Annotated in this window: 14 protein-coding genes; 12 read left to right on the top strand and 2 right to left on the bottom strand. The window is 70.2% G+C overall.

Annotated elements, in window-relative coordinates; genetic code table 11:
• Positions 1-150 precede the first annotated feature (150 nt).
• On the top strand, positions 151-2,133 hold the full coding sequence (locus ACQEU8_RS09425; protein WP_433098804.1) for an ATP-dependent DNA helicase: 1,983 nt from the start codon (positions 151-153) through the stop codon (positions 2,131-2,133).
• A gap of 135 nt (positions 2,134-2,268) precedes the next feature.
• Here ACQEU8_RS09425 and lexA read toward each other — a convergent pair whose 3' ends face one another.
• On the bottom strand, positions 2,269-3,000 hold the full coding sequence (lexA, locus tag ACQEU8_RS09420; RefSeq protein ID WP_433102268.1) for a transcriptional repressor LexA: 732 nt from the start codon (positions 2,998-3,000) through the stop codon (positions 2,269-2,271).
• 831 nt (positions 3,001-3,831) lie between these two features.
• Between lexA and nrdR the strand changes: the two genes are divergently transcribed.
• The 7 genes from nrdR (at position 3,832) to ACQEU8_RS09385 (ending at position 11,946) form a co-directional block, all read left to right on the top strand.
• Positions 3,832-4,521 (top strand): transcriptional regulator NrdR, encoded by a 690-nt coding sequence (gene nrdR, locus ACQEU8_RS09415; RefSeq protein WP_433098802.1) that lies wholly within the window; start codon positions 3,832-3,834, stop codon positions 4,519-4,521.
• Positions 4,522-4,681: 160 nt separating this feature from the next.
• Complete coding sequence (locus ACQEU8_RS09410) at positions 4,682-7,579, top strand: vitamin B12-dependent ribonucleotide reductase (protein WP_433098800.1); 2,898 nt, start codon at positions 4,682-4,684, stop codon at positions 7,577-7,579.
• Positions 7,580-7,874: 295 nt separating this feature from the next.
• Positions 7,875-8,483 (top strand): YdbC family protein, encoded by a 609-nt coding sequence (locus ACQEU8_RS09405; protein WP_433098797.1) that lies wholly within the window; start codon positions 7,875-7,877, stop codon positions 8,481-8,483.
• A 15-nt stretch (positions 8,484-8,498) separates the two neighbouring features.
• Positions 8,499-9,158, top strand: coding sequence for a histidine phosphatase family protein (locus ACQEU8_RS09400; RefSeq protein WP_433098795.1), 660 nt, complete (start codon positions 8,499-8,501; stop codon positions 9,156-9,158).
• 12 nt (positions 9,159-9,170) lie between these two features.
• The gene (locus ACQEU8_RS09395; RefSeq protein ID WP_433098793.1) at positions 9,171-10,373 is read left to right on the top strand and encodes an ADP-ribosylglycohydrolase family protein; all 1,203 of its coding nucleotides are present in this window, start codon (positions 9,171-9,173) and stop codon (positions 10,371-10,373) included.
• Between the two features lie 164 nt (positions 10,374-10,537).
• Complete coding sequence (locus ACQEU8_RS09390; protein ID WP_433098791.1) at positions 10,538-11,215, top strand: ribonuclease HII; 678 nt, start codon at positions 10,538-10,540, stop codon at positions 11,213-11,215.
• 113 nt (positions 11,216-11,328) lie between these two features.
• A complete protein-coding gene (locus ACQEU8_RS09385) occupies positions 11,329-11,946 on the top strand; it encodes a hypothetical protein (protein WP_433098789.1) in 618 nt (205 codons plus the stop codon).
• A gap of 241 nt (positions 11,947-12,187) precedes the next feature.
• Here the strand turns inward: ACQEU8_RS09385 and ACQEU8_RS09380 are convergent, their stop codons facing one another.
• Positions 12,188-14,377 carry a DEAD/DEAH box helicase gene (locus ACQEU8_RS09380; RefSeq protein ID WP_433098787.1) on the bottom strand — a complete coding sequence of 730 codons (2,190 nt, stop codon included), beginning with the start codon at positions 14,375-14,377 and terminating at the stop codon, positions 12,188-12,190.
• A 139-nt stretch (positions 14,378-14,516) separates the two neighbouring features.
• Between ACQEU8_RS09380 and ACQEU8_RS09375 the strand changes: the two genes are divergently transcribed.
• The 4 genes from ACQEU8_RS09375 to ACQEU8_RS09360 all read left to right on the top strand — a co-directional run bounded on the left by ACQEU8_RS09375 (position 14,517) and on the right by ACQEU8_RS09360 (position 20,801).
• Positions 14,517-15,758: a DUF4192 domain-containing protein gene (locus ACQEU8_RS09375; protein ID WP_433098785.1), complete on the top strand. Its 1,242-nt coding sequence runs from the start codon at positions 14,517-14,519 to the stop codon at positions 15,756-15,758.
• A 95-nt stretch (positions 15,759-15,853) separates the two neighbouring features.
• Complete coding sequence (locus tag ACQEU8_RS09370) at positions 15,854-16,609, top strand: NUDIX hydrolase (RefSeq protein WP_433098783.1); 756 nt, start codon at positions 15,854-15,856, stop codon at positions 16,607-16,609.
• Positions 16,610-16,736: 127 nt separating this feature from the next.
• Positions 16,737-19,469 carry an ABC transporter ATP-binding protein gene (locus ACQEU8_RS09365; RefSeq protein ID WP_433098781.1) on the top strand — a complete coding sequence of 911 codons (2,733 nt, stop codon included), beginning with the start codon at positions 16,737-16,739 and terminating at the stop codon, positions 19,467-19,469.
• A gap of 294 nt (positions 19,470-19,763) precedes the next feature.
• Entirely contained in the window at positions 19,764-20,801 is a 1,038-nt protein-coding gene (locus ACQEU8_RS09360) for a FadR/GntR family transcriptional regulator (RefSeq protein WP_433102266.1), read from the top strand.
• Positions 20,802-21,933: the final 1,132 nt, after the last annotated feature.

Raw genomic sequence — 21,933 nt, 5'->3', positions numbered from 1 at the left:
CGCCTTACGGAACGGAAAGCCGAACCGAGCGTGCTCAAATGCTCGCGGAGTGCGCCTGTGCGGGCTGATCCGGTCGTGGCCGGAAGGAACCGTTCGCCGGGGGAAGCAGCGGGGCGGAGTGTCAGTGGTGCCGCGTAAGGTGTCGGGTCTATGAGCAAGCCCGCCCTCACCGAACTCCTCCAGGCCGCCGTCACCGCCGTCGCCGGCACCGAACGCCCAGGTCAGGCCGCGATGGCCGAGGCCGTTGCCGAGGCTGTCGAGACCGGCCGCCACCTCCTCGTCCAGGCGGGCACCGGCACCGGAAAGTCGCTCGGCTATCTGGTTCCCGCGCTCGCCCACGGTGAGCGGGTGGTGGTCGCCACCGCCACGCTCGCCCTCCAGCGCCAGCTGGTCGAGCGCGATCTGCCGCGCACCGTCGAGGCCCTGCATCCACTGCTGCGCCGCCGGCCGGAGTTCGCCATGCTCAAGGGCCGCTCGAACTATCTGTGTCTGCACCGGCTCCACGAAGGCGTCCCGCAGGAAGAGGAGGACGGGCTCTTCGACCCGTTCGAGAGCGCGGCCCCCACCTCGAAGCTCGGCACGGATCTGCTGCGGCTGCGCGACTGGTCCGACGAGACGGAGACGGGCGACCGCGACGACCTCAAGCCGGGCGTCTCCGACCGCGCCTGGGCCCAGGTCTCCGTCTCCTCCCGGGAGTGCCTGGGGGCAAAGAAATGTGCGTACGGCGCCGAGTGCTTCGCGGAGGCCGCCCGGGAGCGCGCCAAGCTGGCCGACGTGATCGTCACCAACCACGCGCTGCTGGCCATCGACGCCATCGAGGGCGCCCCGGTGCTCCCCGGCCATGAGGTGCTCGTCGTCGACGAGGCGCACGAGCTGGTCTCCCGCGTCACCGGAGTCGCCACTGGAGAGCTCACCCCCGGCAGCGTCAACCGTGCCGTGCGCCGCGCCGCCAAGCTGGTGGACGAGAAAGCAGCCGACCAGCTCCAGACCGCCTCCGAAACCTTCGAACGACTGATGGAGCTGGCCCTCCCCGGCCGGCTGGAGAAGGTCCCGGAGGACCTGGAGTACGCCCTGATGGCGCTGCGTGATGCCGCGCGCACCTGCCTGAGTGCGCTGGGCAACACGAGGGACAAATCGGTCCAGGACGAGGACGCGGTCCGCAAGCAGGCCAAAGCCTCGATCGAGAACGTCCATGACGTCGCCGAACGGATCCTGGAGCACTCCGAGTTCGACGTCATCTGGTACGAGCGGCACGAGCGCTACGGAGCCTCGCTGCGGGTGGCGCCGCTGTCGGTGTCCGGCCTGCTGCGGGAGAAGCTCTTCGCCGACCGCTCCGTCATCCTCACCTCCGCCACCCTCAAACTGGGCGGCGACTTCAACGGGGTCGGCGCCTCACTGGGCCTCGCCCCGGAGGGGATCGTCAGTGAAACGGATGGCGAGGAGGCCGAGACGCCGCCCTGGAAGGGCCTGGACGTCGGCTCCCCGTTCGACTACCGCAAACAGGGCATTCTGTATGTAGCCAAACACCTGACTCCTCCCGGCCGTGACGTCCAGCGCAGCGACATGCTGGACGAACTCGCGGAGCTGGTGGAGGCGGCGGGCGGCCGGACGCTGGGGCTCTTCTCCTCCATGCGGGGCGCGCGGGCCGCCGCCGAGGAACTGCGCGGCCGGCTGGGACTGCCGATCCTGCTCCAGGGCGAGGAGACGCTGGGAGAGCTCATCCGGCGGTTCGCGGACGACGCGGAGACCTGTCTGTTCGGCACGCTCTCGCTGTGGCAGGGCGTGGATGTGCCGGGCCCCAACTGCCAGCTGGTGGTGATGGACAGGGTGCCGTTCCCGCGCCCCGACGACCCGCTGATGAGCGCCCGGCAGAAGGCGGTCGAGCAGGCCGGTGGCAACGGCTTCATGGCGGTGGCGGCCACCCATGCGGCGCTGCTGATGGCGCAGGGCGCGGGCCGGCTCGTACGGGCGACGGGGGACCGGGGCGTGGTGGCGGTCCTGGATCCGCGGCTGGAACGGGCCCGGTACGGCAGCTTCCTGCGGGCCTCCATGCCCGACTTCTGGTACACGACCGACCGCAATCAGGTCCGCCGCTCCCTCTCCGCCATCGACGAGGCAGCCAAGCAGGCGTAGTTCGGCCGGTGGGCCGCTCACAACGGCGGGCCGCCGGTTCCGGTGCGGAGGGAACCAGCGGCCCGTAAGCCCTCGGCCCGGATTGTGGGCCGCCCAGCAGTCTGTCGTATGTCGTGCAGAGAGGAGACGAGGGGCTCAGACCCTGCGCAGCACGGCGACGACCTTGCCGAGAATCGTCGCGTCGTCACCCGGGATCGGCTGGTACGAGGAGTTGTGCGGCAGCAGCCACACATGGCCGTCCTCGCGCTTGAAGCGCTTCACGGTGGCCTCGCCGTCGAGCATCGCCGCCACGATGTCGCCGTTCTCCGCGACGGGCTGGCGGCGTACGGTGACCCAGTCGCCGTCGCAGATCGCGGCCTCGATCATCGAGTCACCGATGACCTTGAGGACGAACAGCTCGCCGTCGCCGACCAGTTGGCGCGGCAGCGGGAAGACGTCCTCGACAGACTCCTCGGCGAGGATGGGTCCGCCCGCGGCGATCCGGCCGACCAGCGGCACATAGGAGGCCGACGGCTTCCCCGCGGTGTCGGCGGCGGCCTGGGCGCTGCTCGGGGCGTCCGAGCCGCGTACCTCGTAGGCACGGGGGCGGTGCGGGTCGCGACGCAGGAAACCCTTCCGCTCCAGGGCCATCAGCTGATGCGCCACCGAGGAGGTGCTGGAGAGCCCGACCGCCTGGCCGATCTCCCGCATGGACGGCGGGTAGCCGCGCCGCTGGACCGAATCGCGGATCACCTCGATCACCCGGCGCTGCCGATCGGTGAGTCCAGAACTGTCGGCGCGGATGCCTGGAGGTCGGCCGGGGAGCGAACGCTTCGCTTGTTGGCCTTCCTGAATCTCTGCGTTCATGGCGTCATTCGCGGGCTGAATTTCGTCAATCGGCTGAGCTGCTGCCTGCGCTGCGCGGTTCTGGGAGGTGATGGTGGCGCTGTCTGCGGTCGTGGTCACGTCGTCGGCCCCTCTCGAGAAGTTCTCCCTAGCTGGACAACGGTAGTTGGTTTCGAAAGGTTGCGCCAAACACACGTTCGAGTGAAAATCCGGAGTTCGCCTGACTTCTACAGCTCGATGGGTGTATAGGTCGCGCCGCCTGTCTCACCGGGCGTAGCGGGCCCTTTCGGAATGTGCGGACGCCGCGTATGTCGTGTGTCGCTGTCATGTGCCTCGGGGTGCCTCTGTCATGCGCCTCGAGCGCACCGAACAAACATCGCGTACGTCGTTCCTGAGCGTTTCCTCGCCGCGCTCAGCGTCGCCGTCGCGAGTGTTTCCGAGCCTTGTTTCCCGTCGCCGCCCGTTGCTGTCCGTAATTACATCTGCCGTCGAACTTTTGTCCCGCCGCGTCGCCACTTCGGGTCACCACCGCGCCGCCGCCGCTCCGTCGTCGCGCCACCGCACTGCCCGCGGCAGCTCGCCGCTGTCCCGCACAGTCTGGCAGGCGTGCCCCGGCGGCTGCCCGCCGCCCCGCTTCGCGTAGGCTCGTAGGCCGTGTCGGGGAGCGACACGCGTGGTGGCCGACTTGACCATCGGCTACCAGATCTAGTGGTTTGATGAGCGCGCGCCACCAGAAGTTGTGTCCCCGGGTGCTCACGCTGGGGGATCTTCGCCTATGCTGGTGGCCCGTCGAGGGGCCCCTGTGACGGGGGTGCCACGGCGTGATCTGTCATGCACGGTGAGGGCCCTGTGGGCTCTGGGAGGGTGGAAACGATGCATTGCCCCTTCTGCCGGCATCCCGACAGCCGCGTGGTCGACAGCCGCACGGCCGACGACGGAGCGGCCATCAGACGGCGGCGCCAGTGCCCCCACTGCTCCCGTCGCTTCACGACCGTGGAAAATGCATCACTCACAGTGATCAAGCGCAGCGGCGTCACCGAGCCCTTCAGCCGGGACAAGGTGATCGCCGGTGTCCGCAAGGCGTGCCAGGGGCGCCCCGTCACCGAGGACGCTCTCGCCCAACTCGGACAGCGGGTCGAGGAAGCCGTCCGGGCCACCGGGAGCGCGGAGTTGTCCACGCATGACGTCGGACTCGCCATACTCGGCCCGCTCCAGGACCTCGATCTGGTCGCCTATCTGCGATTCGCCTCGGTCTACAAGGCGTTCGAGTCCCTGGAGGACTTCGAGGCGGCCATAGCCGAACTGCGCGAAGCGCATCCGCGTCACCCCGACCCCGGCTCCGGCCCCGGAGCACAGGGCGGCGAGACCGCCGGTGGCCAGGAGGAGGCCGGTGCCCGGGAGGGGGGCGTCCGGGCCGGTAAGGGCCGGACGGCCGGGGGAGAGGCGCAGGCGTCGTCCGGGGTACCCGCGCCCACCGGCGGTGCCGGGGCCCGGCTGGCGGACACCCCGGGCGAGCAGGCCGACGGGGCCGACGGCGCCCCCGCGGCCGCTGCCGCCGACTGAGCGGCCGGCCCCGCGGTGCGGGGCCCACAGCCGGGGCACGACCTCGGCGCACACAGAGACCTGGCCTGGACACGCACCGTGTCCGGGCCACCAGACAGGCACAGTTCTCGGGGAAGAACCGGGGCATGTTGGGGCGTTATGCCCCACACAGGGAGGCGGAATGACAGAGACGACGAGCGGCCCGGCACGCGGCTCCCGCGCAAAGGGCGGCAAGGCGAACAACGGACTGCGCATCGAGCGCATTCACACGACCCCCGGAGTGCACCCGTACGACGAGGTGAACTGGGAGCGCCGCGACGTCGTCATGACCAACTGGCGCGACGGCTCGATCAACTTCGAGCAGCGTGGCGTCGAATTCCCCGACTTCTGGTCGGTGAACGCGGTCAATATCGTCACGAGCAAGTATTTCCGCGGTGCCGTGGGGACCCCGCAGCGTGAGAACAGCCTCAAGCAGCTGATCGACCGGGTGGTGAAGACCTACCGGGCGGCCGGTGAGCAGCACGGGTACTTCGCCTCCCCCGAGGACGCCGAGATCTTCGAGCACGAGCTCGCCTACGCCGTGCTGCACCAGATCTTCGCCTTCAACTCCCCGGTCTGGTTCAACGTCGGAACCAAGCAGCCCCAGCAGGTCAGCGCCTGCTTCATCCTGTCCGTCGACGACTCGATGGAGTCGATCCTCGACTGGTACAAGGAAGAGGGCATGATCTTCAAGGGCGGCTCCGGGGCCGGCCTGAACCTCTCCCGTATCCGCTCCTCCAAGGAACTCCTCTCCTCGGGCGGCAACGCCTCGGGCCCTGTCTCCTTCATGCGCGGTGCCGACGCCTCCGCAGGCACGATCAAGTCGGGCGGCGCGACCCGCCGCGCCGCCAAGATGGTCGTCCTGGACGTCGACCACCCCGATGTCGAGGCGTTCATCGACACCAAGGTCAAGGAGGAGGAGAAGATCCGCGCCCTGCGCGACGCGGGCTTCGACATGGACCTGGGCGGCGAGGACATCGCCTCGGTCCAGTACCAGAACGCCAACAACTCGGTGCGCGTGAACGACGAGTTCATGAAGGCCGTCGAGTCCGGCTCGAAGTTCGCGCTGCGTGCCCGGATGACCGGTGAGGTCGTCGAGGAGGTGGACGCCAGGAAGCTCTTCCGCAAGATGGCCGAGGCCGCCCACGTCTGCGCCGACCCCGGCATCCAGTACGACGACACCATCAACCACTGGCACACCTCGCCGGAGTCGGGCCGTATCACCGCCTCCAACCCGTGCAGTGAGTACATGCACCTGGACAATTCCTCGTGCAACCTGGCATCGCTGAACCTGATGAAGTTCCTGCGCGACGACGACAGGGGCAACCAGGCCTTCGACGCCGAGCGCTTCGCGAAGGTCACCGAGCTGGTCATCACGGCGATGGACATCTCCATCTGCTTCGCCGACTTCCCGACCGAGAAGATCGGCGAGACCACCCGCGCCTTCCGTCAGCTGGGCATCGGCTACGCCAACCTCGGCGCCCTGCTGATGGCCACCGGCCACGCCTACGACAGCGACGGCGGCCGCGCCCTCGCCGGTGCGATCACCTCCCTGATGACCGGCACCTCCTACAAGCGGTCGGCCGAACTCGCCTCCGTGGTCGGCCCGTACGAGGGGTACGCCCGTAACGCCGAGGCGCACCGCCGGGTCATGAAGCAGCACAGCGACGCCAACGACGCCGCGACCCGGATGGACGACCTCGACACCCCGGTGTGGGCGGCCGCCACCGAGGCGTGGCAGGACGTGCAGCGGCTCGGTAAGAAGAACGGTTTCCGCAATGCGCAGGCATCGGTGCTGGCCCCGACCGGCACCATCGGCCTGATGATGGACTGCGACACCACCGGCGTCGAGCCCGACCTGGCCCTGGTCAAGTTCAAGAAGCTCGTCGGCGGCGGCTCCATGCAGATCGTCAACAACACGGTGCCCAAGGCGCTCAAGCGCCTCGGCTACCAGCCCGAGCAGATCGAGGCGATCGTCGAGCACATCGCCGAGCACGGCAACGTCGTGGACGCGCCCAGCCTCAGGCCCGAGCACTACGAGGTCTTCGACTGCGCCATGGGCGAGCGCTCCATCTCCCCGATGGGCCACGTACGGATGATGGCGGCAGCCCAGCCGTTCCTGTCCGGCGCCATCTCCAAGACGGTCAACATGCCCGCGAGCAGCACCGTCGAGGACGTCGAGGAGATCTACCTCCAGGGCTGGAAGCTCGGCACCAAGGCGCTGGCCGTCTACGTCGAGAACAGCAAGGTCGGCCAGCCGCTGTCGGCGAAGGCCAAGGAGGAGAAGAAGGCGGAGGCGACGGAGCCGGAGAAGGTCGTCGAGTACCGCCCGGTCCGCCGTCGGCTGCCCAAGGGCCGCCCCGGCATCACCACCTCCTTCACGGTGGGCGGCGCCGAGGGCTATATGACGGCCAACTCCTACCCGGACGACGGCCTCGGTGAGGTCTTCCTCAAGATGTCCAAGCAGGGCTCCACCCTGGCGGGCATGATGGACGCCTTCTCCATCGCCGTCTCCGTCGGCCTCCAGTACGGCGTTCCGCTGGAGACCTACGTCTCGAAGTTCACCAACATGCGCTTCGAGCCGGCCGGTATGACGGACGACACCGATGTGCGGATGGCGCAGTCGATCGTCGACTACATCTTCCGCCGCCTGGCGCTGGACTTCCTCCCGTTCGAGACCCGTTCGGCACTCGGCATCCACTCGGCGGCCGAGCGCCAGCGTCACCTGGAGACGGGCTCCTACGAGGCGACGGAGGAGGAGTTCGACGCCGACGCCCTGGCGCAGTCGGCCCCCAAGGCCGAGCAGTCGGTGGCCCCCGCTGAGGAGGCCAAGGACGCCAAGGACGCGCAGCGCACGGCCACCGAGCCGGAGGCCGCGACACCCGCGCCGAGGGAGGCCCACAACTCCACGGAGCTGATGGAGATGCAGCTCGGCCTCAACGCCGACGCACCGCTGTGCTTCTCCTGCGGCACCAAGATGCGCCGCGCGGGCAGCTGCTACCTGTGCGAGGGCTGCGGCTCGACCAGCGGTTGCAGCTGACGGGCCGCGCTGCTGACGGCGCTTGGTGAGAGCCGGCAGCCGCGGGTTCGTACCGCGGGTTGAGGGCTCGTACCGCTGACCGGGGCGGGGACCGACCGAGTGGTCGGTCCCCGCCCCGGACGTTTGTCCGGGGGGAACCGGAGGAGCAGTGGTCGTGCCGGGGGAGACCACGGCCGGGGGGCCGTATCCGAAGGTGACCAGGCGAGGCGCGTCGGAAAGCGGGCACATCAGTACGAGGCACGGGGGTGCCCTCGACCGGGGTAGGGGGTCGCTGAGATGGCCGTACGATAGCGCGGTGCTGGTCAAGTGGATGCGCTGCACCGTCGTCGACCGCCCGGGGTTCGCACGGGCACAGCGGAAATGGGCAGGGCTGCTCGGCGAGCCCGGTTTCCGGGGGCAGGGCGGCGGATGGAGCCGGTCCCGGGAAGGAGTCGTCCACCTCTTCGGCTTCTGGGAGAGCCGCGCCTTCTACGACTCCTTCATGGCACGCTCCCACGACCGGCTGCACGCCGCCCAACTCGGCACATACAAGGAGATGCAGGTCAGGCTCTTCGAATACCGCTTCGACGTGAAGACCGGCTTCCGTCCCGTCTTCGCGGACGCGGACCTGCTGCGCGTGGCCCACTGCCGGGTGCGCCCCGACCGGATCGAGCACTACACGCTGATGCAGGAAAAGGTGTGGAACCCGGCGATGGCCGGTTCCCCCGGGATGCTGCGCGGCGTCTTCGCTCAGGCGAACACGGAGGACGAGTTCCTGGTCCTCTCGATGTGGGACTCCACCGCCGAATACGGAAAGTATCGGGTGGAGCGCGTGGAGCGGTTGGCGTTGCGAGCCCAGACCGGCGCCGACATCACCCACGTCACCGGGGACGTGATCGATCTGGAGCCGTCCTGGACCGTCTGACCTAGGGTGGAGCTCATGGCACGTCCTCGCCGTATCGTCCTGCTCCGCCATGGAGAGTCGGAAGGAAACGCCGACGACAGCATCTACGAGCGCGTGCCTGATCACGCACTGCCACTGACCGAGCGCGGGCTGCGTCAGGCCGAGGAGGCAGGCAAGCGACTCCGCGAGGTCTTCGGCGACGAGCGCGTCTCCGCCTACGTGTCGCCCTACCGTCGCACCCGCGAGACCCTCGCCGCCCTCGCCATTGGCCCCGAGCAGATGCGAGTGCGCGAGGAGCCCAGGCTGCGCGAACAGGACTGGGGGAACTGGCAGGACCGGGAGGACGTACGGCAGCAGAAGAAGTACCGCGACGCATACGGCCACTTCTTCTACCGCTTCGCCCAGGGCGAGTCCGGCGCCGACGTCTACGACCGGGTCGGCGCCTTTCTGGAGAGCCTGTGGCGCAGCTTCGATGCGCCCGACAACCCGCCGAACGTACTGCTGGTCACACACGGGCTCACCATGCGGCTGTTCTGCATGCGCTGGTTCCACTGGACCGTGGAGGAGTTCGAGTGCCTCTCCAACCCACGCAACGGTGAGACCCGCGCCCTCCTCCTCGGCCCCGACGGCCGCTACCACCTCGACCAGCCATTCGAACGCTGGCAGACCCCCCGTCCCTACGGAAGCCGCCGCTAACATCGTCGGAACATGAGCGCTCGATTCCCTGCCTCCGTCCCTGCCCGCGCTGAGCGGGTCTCCCGTGCCCTCGCCAGCCTGCGCGGCCTGGCCGTGGGCGATGCCCTCGGCTCCCAATTCTTCGTCCCCACCAACCTCTCCTCTCTGCGCCGCCGGGAGCTGCCGCCCGGCCACTGGCAGTGGACCGACGACACCGAAATGGCCGCCTCCGTGGTGGCCGTGCTCGCGGCGCACGGTCATATCGACCAGGACGCGCTGGCCGCCTCGTTCGCCGAGCACCACGACTTCGACCGCGGCTACGGCCCCGCGGTGAACCGGATGCTGCGGCTCATCCGCCAGGAGGGCGGCGACTGGCGCCAGTTGGCCGCTTCCCTCTTCGAGGGCCAAGGCTCCTGGGGGAACGGCGGCGCCATGCGGGTGGCCCCGCTCGGCGCCTGGTTCGCCGACGACCCGGAGCGCGCAGCCGACGAAGCCGAACGCTCCGCCGAGGTCACCCACCGACACCCCGAAGCCGTCGCCGGCACCCGCGCTGTCGCCGCAGCCACGGCCCTCGTCGCCGCTACGGAACCCGGCCGCCCCGAGGCCCCCGAGCGCCCGGCCGACTGCCTGGACGACGGCCCGGACGAGGCAGCGGCAGGAGCCCCGGAGGTCGGCGCCGGTACGGTCGACGGCCCCGGCCCCGGTGCGGTTGGAGATCCCGGCGTCGGTACGGTCGGCGGTTCCGGCGACCGCGCACGGAGCGGAGCTGCCGGCGGAAGCGGTGCCACCGGTGGGCGGGGAGGCGGGACCGCGGGCGACCGTCCGGGCCGAGGCCCGGACGAGGCCGATGGCGGGCCGACCGCGCCACTTACCCCCGAGACACTCCTGGCCCGCGTCCAGGAACTCGTCCCCCGCAGCGCCGTACAAGCCGGGCTGCGCCGCGCCGCCGATCTGCTGGACTACGCCGACGTCGGCACTGTCGCGGCGGTCCTCGGCTGCGGCCGTCGCACCAGCACACAGGACACGGTGCCGTTCACGCTCTGGGCCGCCGCCCGGAATCTGGGCGACTACCGCGCGGCCTTCTGGACCACCGCGAGCGCCGGTGGCGACGTGGACACCACCTGCGCCATCGTCGGCGGGATCGTGGCGGCCGCAGGACCCGGTTCGGCTCCACCCGAGGAATGGCAGGAACGCACCGAGCCATTTCCCACCTGGCTCCTCGACGCGGTGCGCTGAGCTACCCCGAGCCGGAAGTCGAGAGAGCGCGCTCCATTTCGCGGACTCTCCGTCACCAATTCACCCCCTTCCGCGATCAACGCTGCCTTGTCCCGACTCATTCACCGTCTTCTGCGGACTCCCCTGAACTCCCCGCCCCCACAGCGGATACGCTAGTTATTGCCATGCCGTACGAGTCTCCAACCCATCGCGTCGAGCGCTCGCTCCGCGCCACCACCGGTGCCAAGATTGTCGCCGGGGTGGATGAGGTCGGCCGTGGAGCCTGGGCGGGACCCGTCACGGTCTGCGCCGCGATCACAGGTCTGCGTCGTCCTCCCGCCGGCCTCACCGATTCCAAACTCATCCCCGAGCCCCGCCGCAGCGAGCTCGCCGAAGAACTGATCAGTTGGGTCACCGCCTACTCTCTCGGTCACTCCACGCCAGACGAGATCGACGAACTCGGCATGACCGCCGCCCTCCGGCTCGCCGCCGTCCGCGCCCTGGATGGCCTGCCCCAACGCCCCGACGCCGTGATCCTGGACGGCAAGCACGACTACCTCGGAGCGCCCTGGCGCGTGCGTACCGTCATCAAGGGCGACCAGTCGTGCGTCGCCGTCGCCGCCGCCTCCGTCATCGCCAAGGTCCGCCGCGATGCCCTGATGGCCGAACTCGCCCCCGAGCACGCAGAGTTCGGATTCGAGGACAACGCCGGATACCCCTCACCGGTGCACAAGGCGGCCCTGGAAAAGATTGGCCCCACCCCGCATCACCGGCTGTCCTGGGCGTTTATGGATGCCCTGACCCGTTGGAAGCACCTCAAGCGCATCCGGAGCGAGCCCACAGAACAGATCGGCCTCTTCTGAACCGGAACTGTTGGACGGCGCCGTCACGAAGTACCGGAACTCCGCCGCGGGAATACCCGCGTAACCCGTACCCGCTGACACGTCTGTTTCCTTCATTTGATAGACAACACCTCATGCCTCTCACTCCCGAGGAGCCACAGATTTACGAGAGCGTCCCGGGCGCCCGCGCATCAGCGGGAGCATCCCGAACTCCGCAGGCATCCCGCACCGCAGCCCCTATTCCCGGCCCTCGCCAAGCATCGCGCCCCACACCACCGCGCGGCGCCGGCAAAGGCCCCAGCACTCCCGGCCGCCCCGGCGGCCCTCGCCAGGCGAATCCGCCGGGCTCGGCCAAGCCCTCCTCTCCGGCCACCACTGCCCGGATCCAGCTGATCGCCGCGACCGACGCGACCGCGGTGGAGGTTGCCGACGAGACCGTCGACAAGCTCCTCGACGAGGGCCGGGCGCCCGGCGAGATCCTGCTCCTGACCACCGGTGGCCAGCACCCCTGGGCGGAGCATGAGCTCTCCTTCGGCGAGGACTCGTACTGGCGCCAACTCGCCGACGCCGAGGACGTCTTCTGCGCCCACGCCTCCGTCGTGACCCGCACCACCCAGCGCCCTGTCGTGCTGCTGGCCGTCAACGGCGGTACCGACCCGGAGGCGGCAGCAGCACTGCCCGCGGCCCTGGACAAGGCCACCGAACAGCTCATCGTCTGCGGCGACCCCGAGCGCGTGCGCGCCCTGCTCTGACCATGCCCTCGCCTAGGCAGGTGCTGGCCGCGACGCGGCGCTGACTCGATGGGGCCGAGCCCGGAGGGCGAGATCCGAGTGGGGGGGCGCCCCGAGCGGAGGCGGTGCGCCGAACGGTGACGGAAGCGCCCGGCACCAGGTCCCCGAGCGGGCTGGAGTCACCTCCTTTGTTGCAACGCCGTGATCACGATGGTCTGTTGGGGTACTGCGGCACTCTCCGGGGGTCAGTTGTGCCGTCCGGTCAGGTCTGGGATGCGAGAACCAGCGGCAGCACCTCCTTGGCGCCGGCTCGGCGGAGCATCCGCGCGGCTACTGCGAGCGTCCAGCCCGTGTCGGTGTAGTCGTCCACCAGCAGGACGGGGCCCTCCAGCATGGGGAGGGACTCGGCCAGCTCCGGCGGCAGCGCCAGCGTCTCGTGGACCGCGCGCAGACGCTGTGCTCCGTTGCTGCGTGCCGCGTTCATCACCCCGAATTCGTCGGCGCACGCCACCGCACCGAGCAACGGGATGCGGCCGATGTCGGCAATCCGCTCAGCGAACGACCGCACCAGTTGTGGGCGGGTGCGGGACTCGACCGCCACGATGCCCGCCGGCCGCTCGGATGCCTCAGGTGCCCCCGAGGCCCAGCCGCCGGGTCCCTTGGCCCAGTCCGAAAGCACGGTCACCGCGCCGTGCAGTACATCGTCCGGGACCGGTCCGTCCCCTCCCTGCGCCGACAGCAGCGGACGCAGCCGGTTCCCCCAGCCGATGTCGGACAGCCGCCCGAGGGCCCGCCCGGGCGACGCCTGCTGCTGCTCGGGGATCCGTCCTTTGAGATCCAGGCCAACGGCCTTCATGCCGGTGGGCCACATCTTCCGGGGCTCGATCCGCACCCCGGGCCTGCGCAGCTCGCCGCGGGCTGCCACGATGAGGGACTCGTCGACCTGTGGACTGAATCTGTTGCCGGCGCAGTTGTCACACCTTCCGCAAGGCGCCGCTTCTTCGTCGTCAAGTTCGCGCCGCAGGTATTCCATCCGGCACTCCGTCGTCTCGGCATAGCCGCGCATCGACCGCTGCTCGGCCTGGCGTTGCCGTTCGACCCACTCGTACCGGTCGGCCTCGTAGTGCCACGGTCGGCCCGTGGCGATCCAGCCGCCCTTGACCCGCTGCACGGCTCCGTCCACATCGAGAACCTTCAGCATCATCTCCAGCCGGGAACGGCGCAGCTCCACACGAGGCTCCAGGGCAGCCAGCGACATCGGGCCGTCCGAGGAGGCCAGCACATCGAGGGTGCGCCGCACCTGCTCCTCCGGGGGGAAGGCCAGCGATGCGAAGTAGCGCCAGATCGCTTCGTCCTCCTGGCCGGGCAGCAGCAGCACTTCCGCATGGTCCACACCGCGGCCCGCCCGGCCGACCTGCTGGTAGTAGGCGATGGGGGAGGAGGGCGAGCCGAGGTGGACGACGAAGCCGAGATCCGGCTTGTCGAAGCCCATGCCCAGCGCCGAGGTCGCTACCAGAGCCTTCACACGGTTGGCGAGGAGATCGGCTTCTGCGGCTTCGCGGTCGGCGTTCTCCGTCTTGCCCGTATAAGAGGTCACCTCGTGTCCGCACTGGCGGAGGAAGGCCGCCACCTCTGTGGCGGCGGCCACGGTGAGGGTGTAGATGATGCCCGAACCCGGCAGGGATTTGAGGTGTTCTCCCAGCCAGGCGAGACGGTGCGGAGCATCGGGCAGCCGCAGGACGTTGAGGCTCAGGCTCTCTCTGTCCAGGGAGCCGCGGAGCACCAGCGCTCGGGCCGAGTCGGCTGGGCCACCGCCGTCCGCCGTGCCTCCGGTGCCGAGCTGGTCGGCCACGTCCGCCGTGACGCGTGCGTTGGCCGTGGCGGTGGTGGCCAGCACCGGAACGCCCGTCGGCAGTTCGGCAAGCATGGTGCGCAACCTCCGGTAGTCCGGGCGGAAGTCGTGCCCCCAGTCGGAAATGCAGTGTGCCTCGTCCACGACGAGCAGGCCCGTGGACGCGGTGAGGCTGGGCAGCACGTGATCGCGGAAATCCGGGTTGTTGAGGCGCTCCGGACTGACCAGCAGCACGTCGACTCTTCCCGCAGCGACCTCCTCTTCGATGGTCCGCCAGTCCTCCGGATTCGCGGAATTGATCGTGCGGGCTTGGATTCCGGCGCGTGCGGCGGCCTCCACCTGGTTGCGCATCAGTGCCAGCAACGGCGAGACGATCACCGTCGGCCCCGACCCGCGCTTGCGCAGGAGAGCGGTCGCCACGAAGTAGACCGCCGACTTGCCCCAGCCGGTGCGCTGCACAACCAGCGCCCTTCTCCGCTCCGCGACCAGCGCCTCGATGGCCCGCCACTGGTCGGCGCGCAGCCTGGCCGTACCATCGCGGTCGCCGACGAGGTCGGCGAGCACCAAGTCGGCCTCTTGCCGCAGCTGTGTGTCACTCATGCGTCCATGCAACCCGATGCTTCCGACATCCGCAGACCCGGCCTGTGGAAAACCCGGAATTAATATGACAAGCACACGAGTCGGGTTCGCTGTGGATAACTGACGACCTCGCATTCCCGATTCGCGCGACCGTCGAGGCATGACACAGCACGACCGCGAACCCCGCGGCAACGAACCGATTCCTCCCCGTTCCCAGGACGCGACCTCCCAGGACCCAACCCCCGCCCCGCAGGCAAGCGTGTCCCTGCGAGATCCCGCCGAACTCGCCGAGGCCCTGCCCTACCTGCTCGGCTTCTATCCGGACGACTCGCTCGTGGTCGTCGCGCTCCACGGCGAGCGTGGACGGTTCGGCGGGCGCCTCAGGATCGGTATCCCCGACGCCGAGAGCGGCTGGCCGGCCTTCGCCCCGCAGATCGCCGAATGCCTGGACTCGAGCTCGCGAGCCCGGGGCGCCCGCCCTGACGGTGCCTTGATCTTCCTTTGCCAGGAGCCGGGGGAAGGCCACACCGGTAGGGACGTCATGCAGCGGCTGCGCCCGTTGGTACAAGAGTTGCGCCGCGCCTGCGGAAACCTGGAGATCCCCGTCTACGAAGCCCTGTGTCTCTCGGACGGCAGGTACTTCTCCTACTGCTGTCCCGATTCACGCTGCTGCCCGCCTGAGGGCGTCCCCTTGGCAGAGGCCAGTACCTCGGCGATGGCCGTCGCGGCCGCGTATGCAGGCGTGCCGATGCACGGCTCACTGCGCGAGATGGAGAGGCGTCTGCTTCCGCTGGGGCCACCGTTCGCCGAGGAACAGACTCGTGTCCTGGACAGCGTGAGCGCGGAGCTCACTCCCCGCATGCTGTCCTCCGAAGGCCGGGAACAGGTGCGGACCGAGACCTTGGCCCTCCTCGGCCGGCTGATGGAGCGCTTCCAGCGGTGCTCTCCTACGGCGGCGACGCAGACCAGCCAGGACGCGCACGACGACGGCCTGCTCAGTCATGACGAAGCCGCCACGGCGATCCTCGGCCTCCAGGACCGGGAGACCCGCGACGAGGCGGCCGAGTGGATGGATGGGGCGGATGTAGCACCGGCCCTCCGGCTCTGGCGGGCACTGGCCCGGCGCTGTGCGGGTCCCTACATCGCATACGCAGCGGCCCTGCTCACACTGGCCGGCTGGGTCGCCTGGTCAGGAGGCGACGTGCCGACAGCGCGGGTGGCGCTCGGCCTCGCTCTGCGGACCGACCCCGACTACCTCTTCGCCCAACTCCTGCACCACGCCTGCAACGAGGGGCTCGACCCCAAACAGGTGCGCCACTGCTTGAGGAATGAATCGGGAACAGAACAGGCCGACGGAGATGGTGAGCAGCCGGGCGGGACAGAGGGCGATGCCGCTGTGTGAGGGTGCGTCCGACGTGCTTCGGCCGATGACGAAGAGGCGCGAGTGGTACCGCGGAACGGACTGTTTATCGTCAAGGAGACGACTATGATCACGCCATGCCCTATGATCCGTCGGCCTTCCCGCCTTTCGCCGTCACCGTCGACCTCGTGGTACTCACCGTGCGCAAGGATGCGCTCTATGCCCTGGTCGTACGTCGCGGGGAGCCGCCGTATCAGGGCCGGTGGGCACTGCCTGGCGGTTTCGTGCGAGGCGACGAGGACTTGGAGGCCGCGGCGGCACGCGAGCTCACCGAGGAGACCGGACTGCGCTCGCAGGCCCTCGAGGACCAGGATGCGGGGGCGCATCTGGAGCAGCTCGCCACCTACGGCGCACCTCAGCGAGATCCCAGGATGCGAGTGGTCAGCGTCGCCTACCTCGTCCTCGCGCCGGACCTGCCCTCGCCCACCGCGGGCGGAGACGCACGTGGTGCCCGATGGGCGCCGACGGACACGCTTCTCGGCGCGGGCGACGGGGCAGGGTGGGAGGCCGAGCAGCAGGTGCCGCTCGCTTTCGACCACGACCAGATCCTGCGGGACGGGGTGGAACGGGCGCGATCCAAGATCGAATATTCCTCGCTCGCCACCGCCTTCTGCCCGCCCGAGTTCACTGTGGGGGAGCTGCGGCGGGTCTACGAAGCAGTGTGGGGCGTGGCGCTCGATCCGCGGAACTTTCACCGTAAGGTCACGGGAACGCCCGGGTTCCTGGTGCCGACCGGTGGAACGACGACCCGTCAGGGCGGTCGGCCGGCCCAGTTGTTCCGTGCTGGAGGGGCCACGCTACTCAATCCGCCCATGCTGCGCCCCGAGGTCTGAGGCCGGAAGGGCAGTCGCGGTTTGACCCTGCTTCCAGGGCGGGGCTGGCCGAGCGGCTACCTGGAAAGTCGGAAATGTCGCGTTATCTTGCAGAGGTGCGTCCGCCACGCGTTCTGCGGGAGAAGCGATGATTCAGGCCATCGGACTGACCAGTGCGGTCCGGCGCAAGCGCCTGCCGCGTGTCGACGACCTCACCTTCGAGGCGCGCTCCGGCCAGGTCACGGTGTTGCTGGGCCCGGCTGGTTCGGGCAAGAGCGAGGCTCTGCGGCTGATGCTGCAACTCGTTCCGGGGCGCGGCGTGGCGCTGTTCCGGGGGCGTCCGGTGCAGCGGATCCCGCATCCTGCTCGGGAGATCGGAGTGCTGCTCGGCGATGTCCCCGGCCACCCGGCCCGGACTGCTCGGGGCCATCTGCGCATGCTGACCGCGGTGGCGGGGGTGCCGATCGAGCGGGCGGACGAGGTCTTGGACGTGGTCGGGCTCAGCGGGTTGGCGGACCAGCGGCTCGGTGACTTCTCGCTCGGGATGGACCGCAGGCTCGGGATGGCGGCGGCGTTGCTGGGAGACCCGCACACGCTGGTGCTGGACGAACCGACTCGTGGGCTGTCGCCGCGAGAGGCCAGCTGGTTGTACGGGTTGCTGCGTGGATACGCGGAGCAGGGCGGACTGGTGCTCCTCACCTCGCGGGACCCGAAGGAGACGGCGCGGCTCGCGGACCGGGTGGTGTCGATCGACCGAGGTCGGCTCGTGGCCGATCAGGAGGCCGCCGACTTCTCCCGGACCAGGCTCCGTCCTCGGGTGGCGGTCAGGACACCGCACGCGGAACGGTTCGCGGCCGTGCTCTCTCAGGAGGCGCGGAGCGCGGAGCGGACGGACAGCGGACGCGGGGCCGTCGAGGTGGTGTGCGAGGGAGGCAGCCGGGTCTCGGTCTACGGGAGCAATTGCGCAGCGGTGGGGGAGTCCGCCTATCGGCACGGGATCCTCGTGCACAGGCTGACGGAGGAGATCGGGGACGCCGGGGACAGCACCCGGCCGGGGCCGCTGGACCGGGCGGACGGAAGACCTCCCCGACGAGACGCGGGGAGCTCGGCGGCTGTTGCCACCGCCGAGAGCACGGGGGAAGAGGCGAAGGGGGCAGGCATGGGGGTCTGTTATGTGGACGATGTGGGTCAGGCGGTGCGCGGGGATTCCGCAGCGCGGGAGGGAGACGGGGACGTCGCAGCGGCCGGGCAGGCCTCCGTTCCTGCTCCCGGCAGCTACAAGCCGGGGAGCGCGACACCGGCGCGGGGCAGCACAGCCGCAGCAGAGGTGGACCCGAAGGCCGGAACCGGCGCAGGCGTCGTTCCCGCCTCCGATGCGGGTGGTGAGCGGGGCGCCGAGGCGGGGCCGGGCGGGGCGGGAGCGCACCCAGCCGTGGAGGGCCGGCCCGCGCAGGGGCAGGAGCCGGGGCCGACGGTCGAAGGCAGCGAGATGCCGGAGGGGGCACTCGTTCCGGTGGGGCACGAGAAATCGGAGACCGTCGCAGGGGGTTCTCCGGGGGGCCCGGGGCGTCGGTCGCAGCGGTCACCGAGCCGGTCTTCGGGTGGGACCGCTCGGTTCGGTGCTGACCAGGCGCCCGAGCCACCAGCTCCGAATCCGTCCCCGGCCTCGGGGGGGTCAGGCCCGGCTTCGGGTCCAGCTGCGGCTCCGGCCGTGGACGCAGGACCGGCAGTGAAAAAGTCGGCCCCCGGGGCCAGCGTCTCCGGTGTTCCTGCTTCGGCCACTGCTGCAACCGGGAACGCCGCTTCCGTCTCGTCGGGGAGGGAGACCAGGAGCAGCGCGGAGGCGACCCAGACCCGTGGCCGCCGGGAGAGGAATGCCGCGACAGGTCGTTTTCGGTTGCGGGGCGCTGCCTCCCTTGTAGGCGTGGGCAGGAGCGAGGGAGCGAAGCGCAAGGCGGGGAGCGGCCTTCCGGAATTGCCTGTGGTGCGCAGGCCGGGGCCGGTGGCGCCGCTCCGATACGAACTGCTGCGGTTGTTCGGTGTGCGGACGCCGTGGGTGCTGATCACGCTGGCACTGGTGTCCGGGCTGGCAATCTCGCTCGTGGTGGCCGGAACGGGCGCGGGAGTCCCGGCCGACGCCGCGACGGGTAGCGCAGCTGGTCTGAAGCTGCTCACCGGGTGGCCGCCGGGGTCGCCGTTCTTCGTGCCGCCAGCGGCGGTCGTGGCGGGGCTGATGGGAGCCATGGCGTTCGGGGAGGAGTTCCGGTACCCGGCGCTCGTACCGGCGCAGGTGCCGGTGCCGCGCAGACTCGGGCTGCTGGTGGCCAAGCTCGTGGTGACGGCTGGGATGGGGGTGGCCCTGTGCCTGGCGACCGTGGTCTGCAACGCGGCGGCACTCACCCTGTTCTACGGAGCGGACAGCCTGGCGCGGTCCTTCCCCGAGCACACGTTTGATTTCGCCAGTCTGACCAGCTTCTCCGTTCCCGGTGGGGCCGGAGCCGGGGCCATGGTGCCCTCGCTGGGGGTGCAGGTGATGGCGGTACTCGCGCTCTGTGTCGGATGTGCCTGGGCAGGGCTGTTGGCCGCCGGAGTGTTCCGGTCGACCGCGCTGGGTGTGGCGGCAGTTGTGGCTGTGCCTGCGCTGGTGGCGCCACTGGTACGGAAGGCGGCGGTCGGTTCCGGGGGCGAGTCGTTGGAGGGGCTGCCGGAGCGCCTGCGCTCGGTGCTGCTCTTTCCCTGGCCTTCGGCGGCGGAGCAGTCCGGTGCCGTGGCGATGGGGGTCGTGTCTCAACCGGTGGGCCGGGCCCTCGCGTTGTCGGTGACCGCCCTGTTCTGTGCCTACGCCCTCACGTCCCTGCGAGGTCGGCCGAGACAGCGGTAACCGGCAGGAGAAGGCGGCGGGCGCGGGCCGCGGACAGTCGTACGACGGGGCGGGATTGGGCTGCCGCGCGCCGGAACCGCCGCAAATCCGCCAGTTGTTCACATGCCGACTGTGCCAATCCGGCACTCAAGGGCGGCAGATGGCTCTGACCACCAATGATGTGGTCCGCTCTTTCCGATAAGGCGTCAATTGTAAGGAAGTCAGCGATCACCCTTTCGTGTGCTTTTCACCAAAGCCCTCAAGACAGTCCTGACCTCGGCCGACACAAGGGTCGTGACTACCCTTGCGCACTCCATGATGACCGCGGCTCGCCCCGTCGACACCGGCCTCGCAGGCCCGGGCGAGCTCGACCGCTACGCATACGCCGAGTCCACGGGAACGGCGCGTACCACAACCAACGCCTCGGCGTGGGAGGGTTCCGAGGCTGAGATGAACCGAGTGGGCCGACGTGCGTCCGGTAGCCGAGGCAGGGGCCTGCACGGCCAACTCGTCCAGCAGCTGGGCCAGATGATCGTCTCGGGGGACCTGGGCGCCGACCGTCCGCTCGTCCCGGAGGAGATCGGCCAGCGCTTCGAGGTCTCGCGTACGGTCGTACGTGAATCCCTGCGCGTCCTCGAGGCCAAGGGGCTCGTGAGCGCGCGCCCCAACGTCGGCACCCGGGTCCGGCCCGTCAGCGACTGGAACCTGCTCGACCCCGACATCATCGAATGGCGGGCCTTCGGCCCTCAGCGGGAGGGGCAGCGACGCGAGCTCTGCGAGCTGCGCTGGGCCATCGAGCCCCTCGCGGCCCGCCTCGCCGCTGGACAGAGCCACGACGACGTACACCAGCGCCTCGGCGACATGGTAGAGATCATGAGCCATGCTCATGCTCAGGGCGACACGCTCACGTTCTCGCGCGCCGACGCCGAGTTCCACGGGCTGATCCTTCAGGCCGCGGGCAACCGGATGCTGGAGCACCTCTCCGGCATCGTATCCTCCGCGCTCCAGGTCTCGGGCGGGCCGACCGCCTGCTGCGAGGCCCCGACGGAGAACGCCGTCGCGCACCATCGGCGGGTCGTCGACGCGCTCGTCGCGGGTGAGGCGGCCGTCGCCGAGGCCGCCATGCGGCAGGTGCTGAGCGGGCACGCCGAGTCGGTGGCCGCCGCGCAGCCCGCGCAGGGCGCACCCGCTCCGGCCGCTTCCGGTCAGCCGGCTCAGGCGACGCAGCCCGCGCAGGCCGCACAGCCGGGAAGCCACGGGGTGCCCGCCGGGGCGGGCCAGCCGGGTCAGCCGGGCGGTGCCGGTGCCGCCGGCGGGGCGGACCATGTGGTTCCCGCCCCTCGCGAGCACTGACCGGCGCGGGCGCGCTCCGGGCAGGTCGGCTTCCGTGTCCGGCCGCCTCGGTGGCGCTCGCCCGGCGGTTCGCGCCCCGGGTGGGTGGCAGGCGCAGCCCCTGGAGGGCGGTGCGGGTCGGTCCTGCCGGGTCGTTGCCCGGCCCCGCGAGACGGGTCGAGGCGGACCGGGCTTGCCGGGGACTCCACGCCCTCGGTCCGGTTCCTGTCAGCGGCTCCGGCTCCGGCTCCGGCTCCGCCCCGGCCCCGGTTCCGGTTCCGGTCCGCGGAAGGTGACCGCAACGTGCGGCCCGACGGGGCCCGCCTCGGGCCGGACTCGTATCAGCGGGTCGGGCTTGCGCCGCAGGTCGGGGCTCCGGGCTGCGGAGGCGGCTTCCGCCTGCGGATGGGCCTCGTGCCAGCGGGGCGGACCCACGCTTTCCGACAACCCGCCGGAGCACGGCCGCGCGGCGCCGGCTTCCGGGCGGACCGGTGACTTCCGGTTCGACCCGTGTCCGCTGGTCGGGCTCGCTCCCGCACGCACGGCTTCAGGCTGTGGGCTCGGCTCCCGCTCGGTCTCGGGGTTCCGGCGATGCGTACGACGGCCGTGCCTCCGCCCTCCGGTGGCACGGCCGTCCGTGTGAGTCGCCTGCGCGCTGTCGGCTGCTCGCCGGAGGTCCCGGCGCAGTCCGGCCAGCGGACCGACGCGCCTGAGTAGGTGTCTAGCTTCGCGCCACGGCCGCGTCCCGCACCTGAGCAGGCGTACCTGAGACCCGCAGCCGAGCCCGCCCCACCGAGCCGTACCGGTGAGCCCCGTACCCAGTCCGCGTATCCGAACCCAGCACCCGAGCTCCTACGCTCAATTCTTGCCCCCGACCCGGTCTCTCGCCCGAGCCACCCCACTCCCACGAGTCAGGGGCCCCGGATCCACCCCGTCCGTTGGCCCCCGCAAGCCGAGCCCACGCCCGCGCCCCGTTCAACGCCCACCCCGGCGCCCCACCCCCGAGTGCTCACCCACACGGGCAGCTGTGCTCACCCACACGGGCACCCGATTAGTCTGGTTATCACCGTGCATGAGCGGGTATGCGGTGTGACTCGGGCCACGTGAATTGGGCGTAACGCTTCCCGTTCCCATGCGATGACTCAAGAGGTGA

Origin of the sequence: Streptomyces sp. CA-250714, from assembly GCF_050936705.1 — a bacterium.
In the GTDB taxonomy this organism is placed as follows: domain Bacteria; phylum Actinomycetota; class Actinomycetes; order Streptomycetales; family Streptomycetaceae; genus Streptomyces.
Note: the sequence above shows the minus strand (reverse complement) of the source record. Positions and strands in the feature narration are given on the sequence as shown.

Coding starts and splice junctions, on each gene's coding strand:
- ACQEU8_RS09370 (WP_433098783.1), top strand. CDS start 15,854: ATGCCCTATGATCCGTCGGCCTTCCCGCCTTTCGCCGTCACCGTCGAC.
- ACQEU8_RS09395 (WP_433098793.1), top strand. CDS start 9,171: ATGAGCGCTCGATTCCCTGCCTCCGTCCCTGCCCGCGCTGAGCGGGTC.
- nrdR (WP_433098802.1), top strand. CDS start 3,832: ATGCATTGCCCCTTCTGCCGGCATCCCGACAGCCGCGTGGTCGACAGC.
- ACQEU8_RS09375 (WP_433098785.1), top strand. CDS start 14,517: ATGACACAGCACGACCGCGAACCCCGCGGCAACGAACCGATTCCTCCC.
- ACQEU8_RS09400 (WP_433098795.1), top strand. CDS start 8,499: ATGGCACGTCCTCGCCGTATCGTCCTGCTCCGCCATGGAGAGTCGGAA.
- ACQEU8_RS09410 (WP_433098800.1), top strand. CDS start 4,682: ATGACAGAGACGACGAGCGGCCCGGCACGCGGCTCCCGCGCAAAGGGC.
- ACQEU8_RS09385 (WP_433098789.1), top strand. CDS start 11,329: ATGCCTCTCACTCCCGAGGAGCCACAGATTTACGAGAGCGTCCCGGGC.
- ACQEU8_RS09380 (WP_433098787.1), bottom strand. CDS start 14,377: ATGAGTGACACACAGCTGCGGCAAGAGGCCGACTTGGTGCTCGCCGAC.
- ACQEU8_RS09360 (WP_433102266.1), top strand. CDS start 19,764: ATGATGACCGCGGCTCGCCCCGTCGACACCGGCCTCGCAGGCCCGGGC.
- ACQEU8_RS09390 (WP_433098791.1), top strand. CDS start 10,538: ATGCCGTACGAGTCTCCAACCCATCGCGTCGAGCGCTCGCTCCGCGCC.
- ACQEU8_RS09425 (WP_433098804.1), top strand. CDS start 151: ATGAGCAAGCCCGCCCTCACCGAACTCCTCCAGGCCGCCGTCACCGCC.
- ACQEU8_RS09365 (WP_433098781.1), top strand. CDS start 16,737: ATGATTCAGGCCATCGGACTGACCAGTGCGGTCCGGCGCAAGCGCCTG.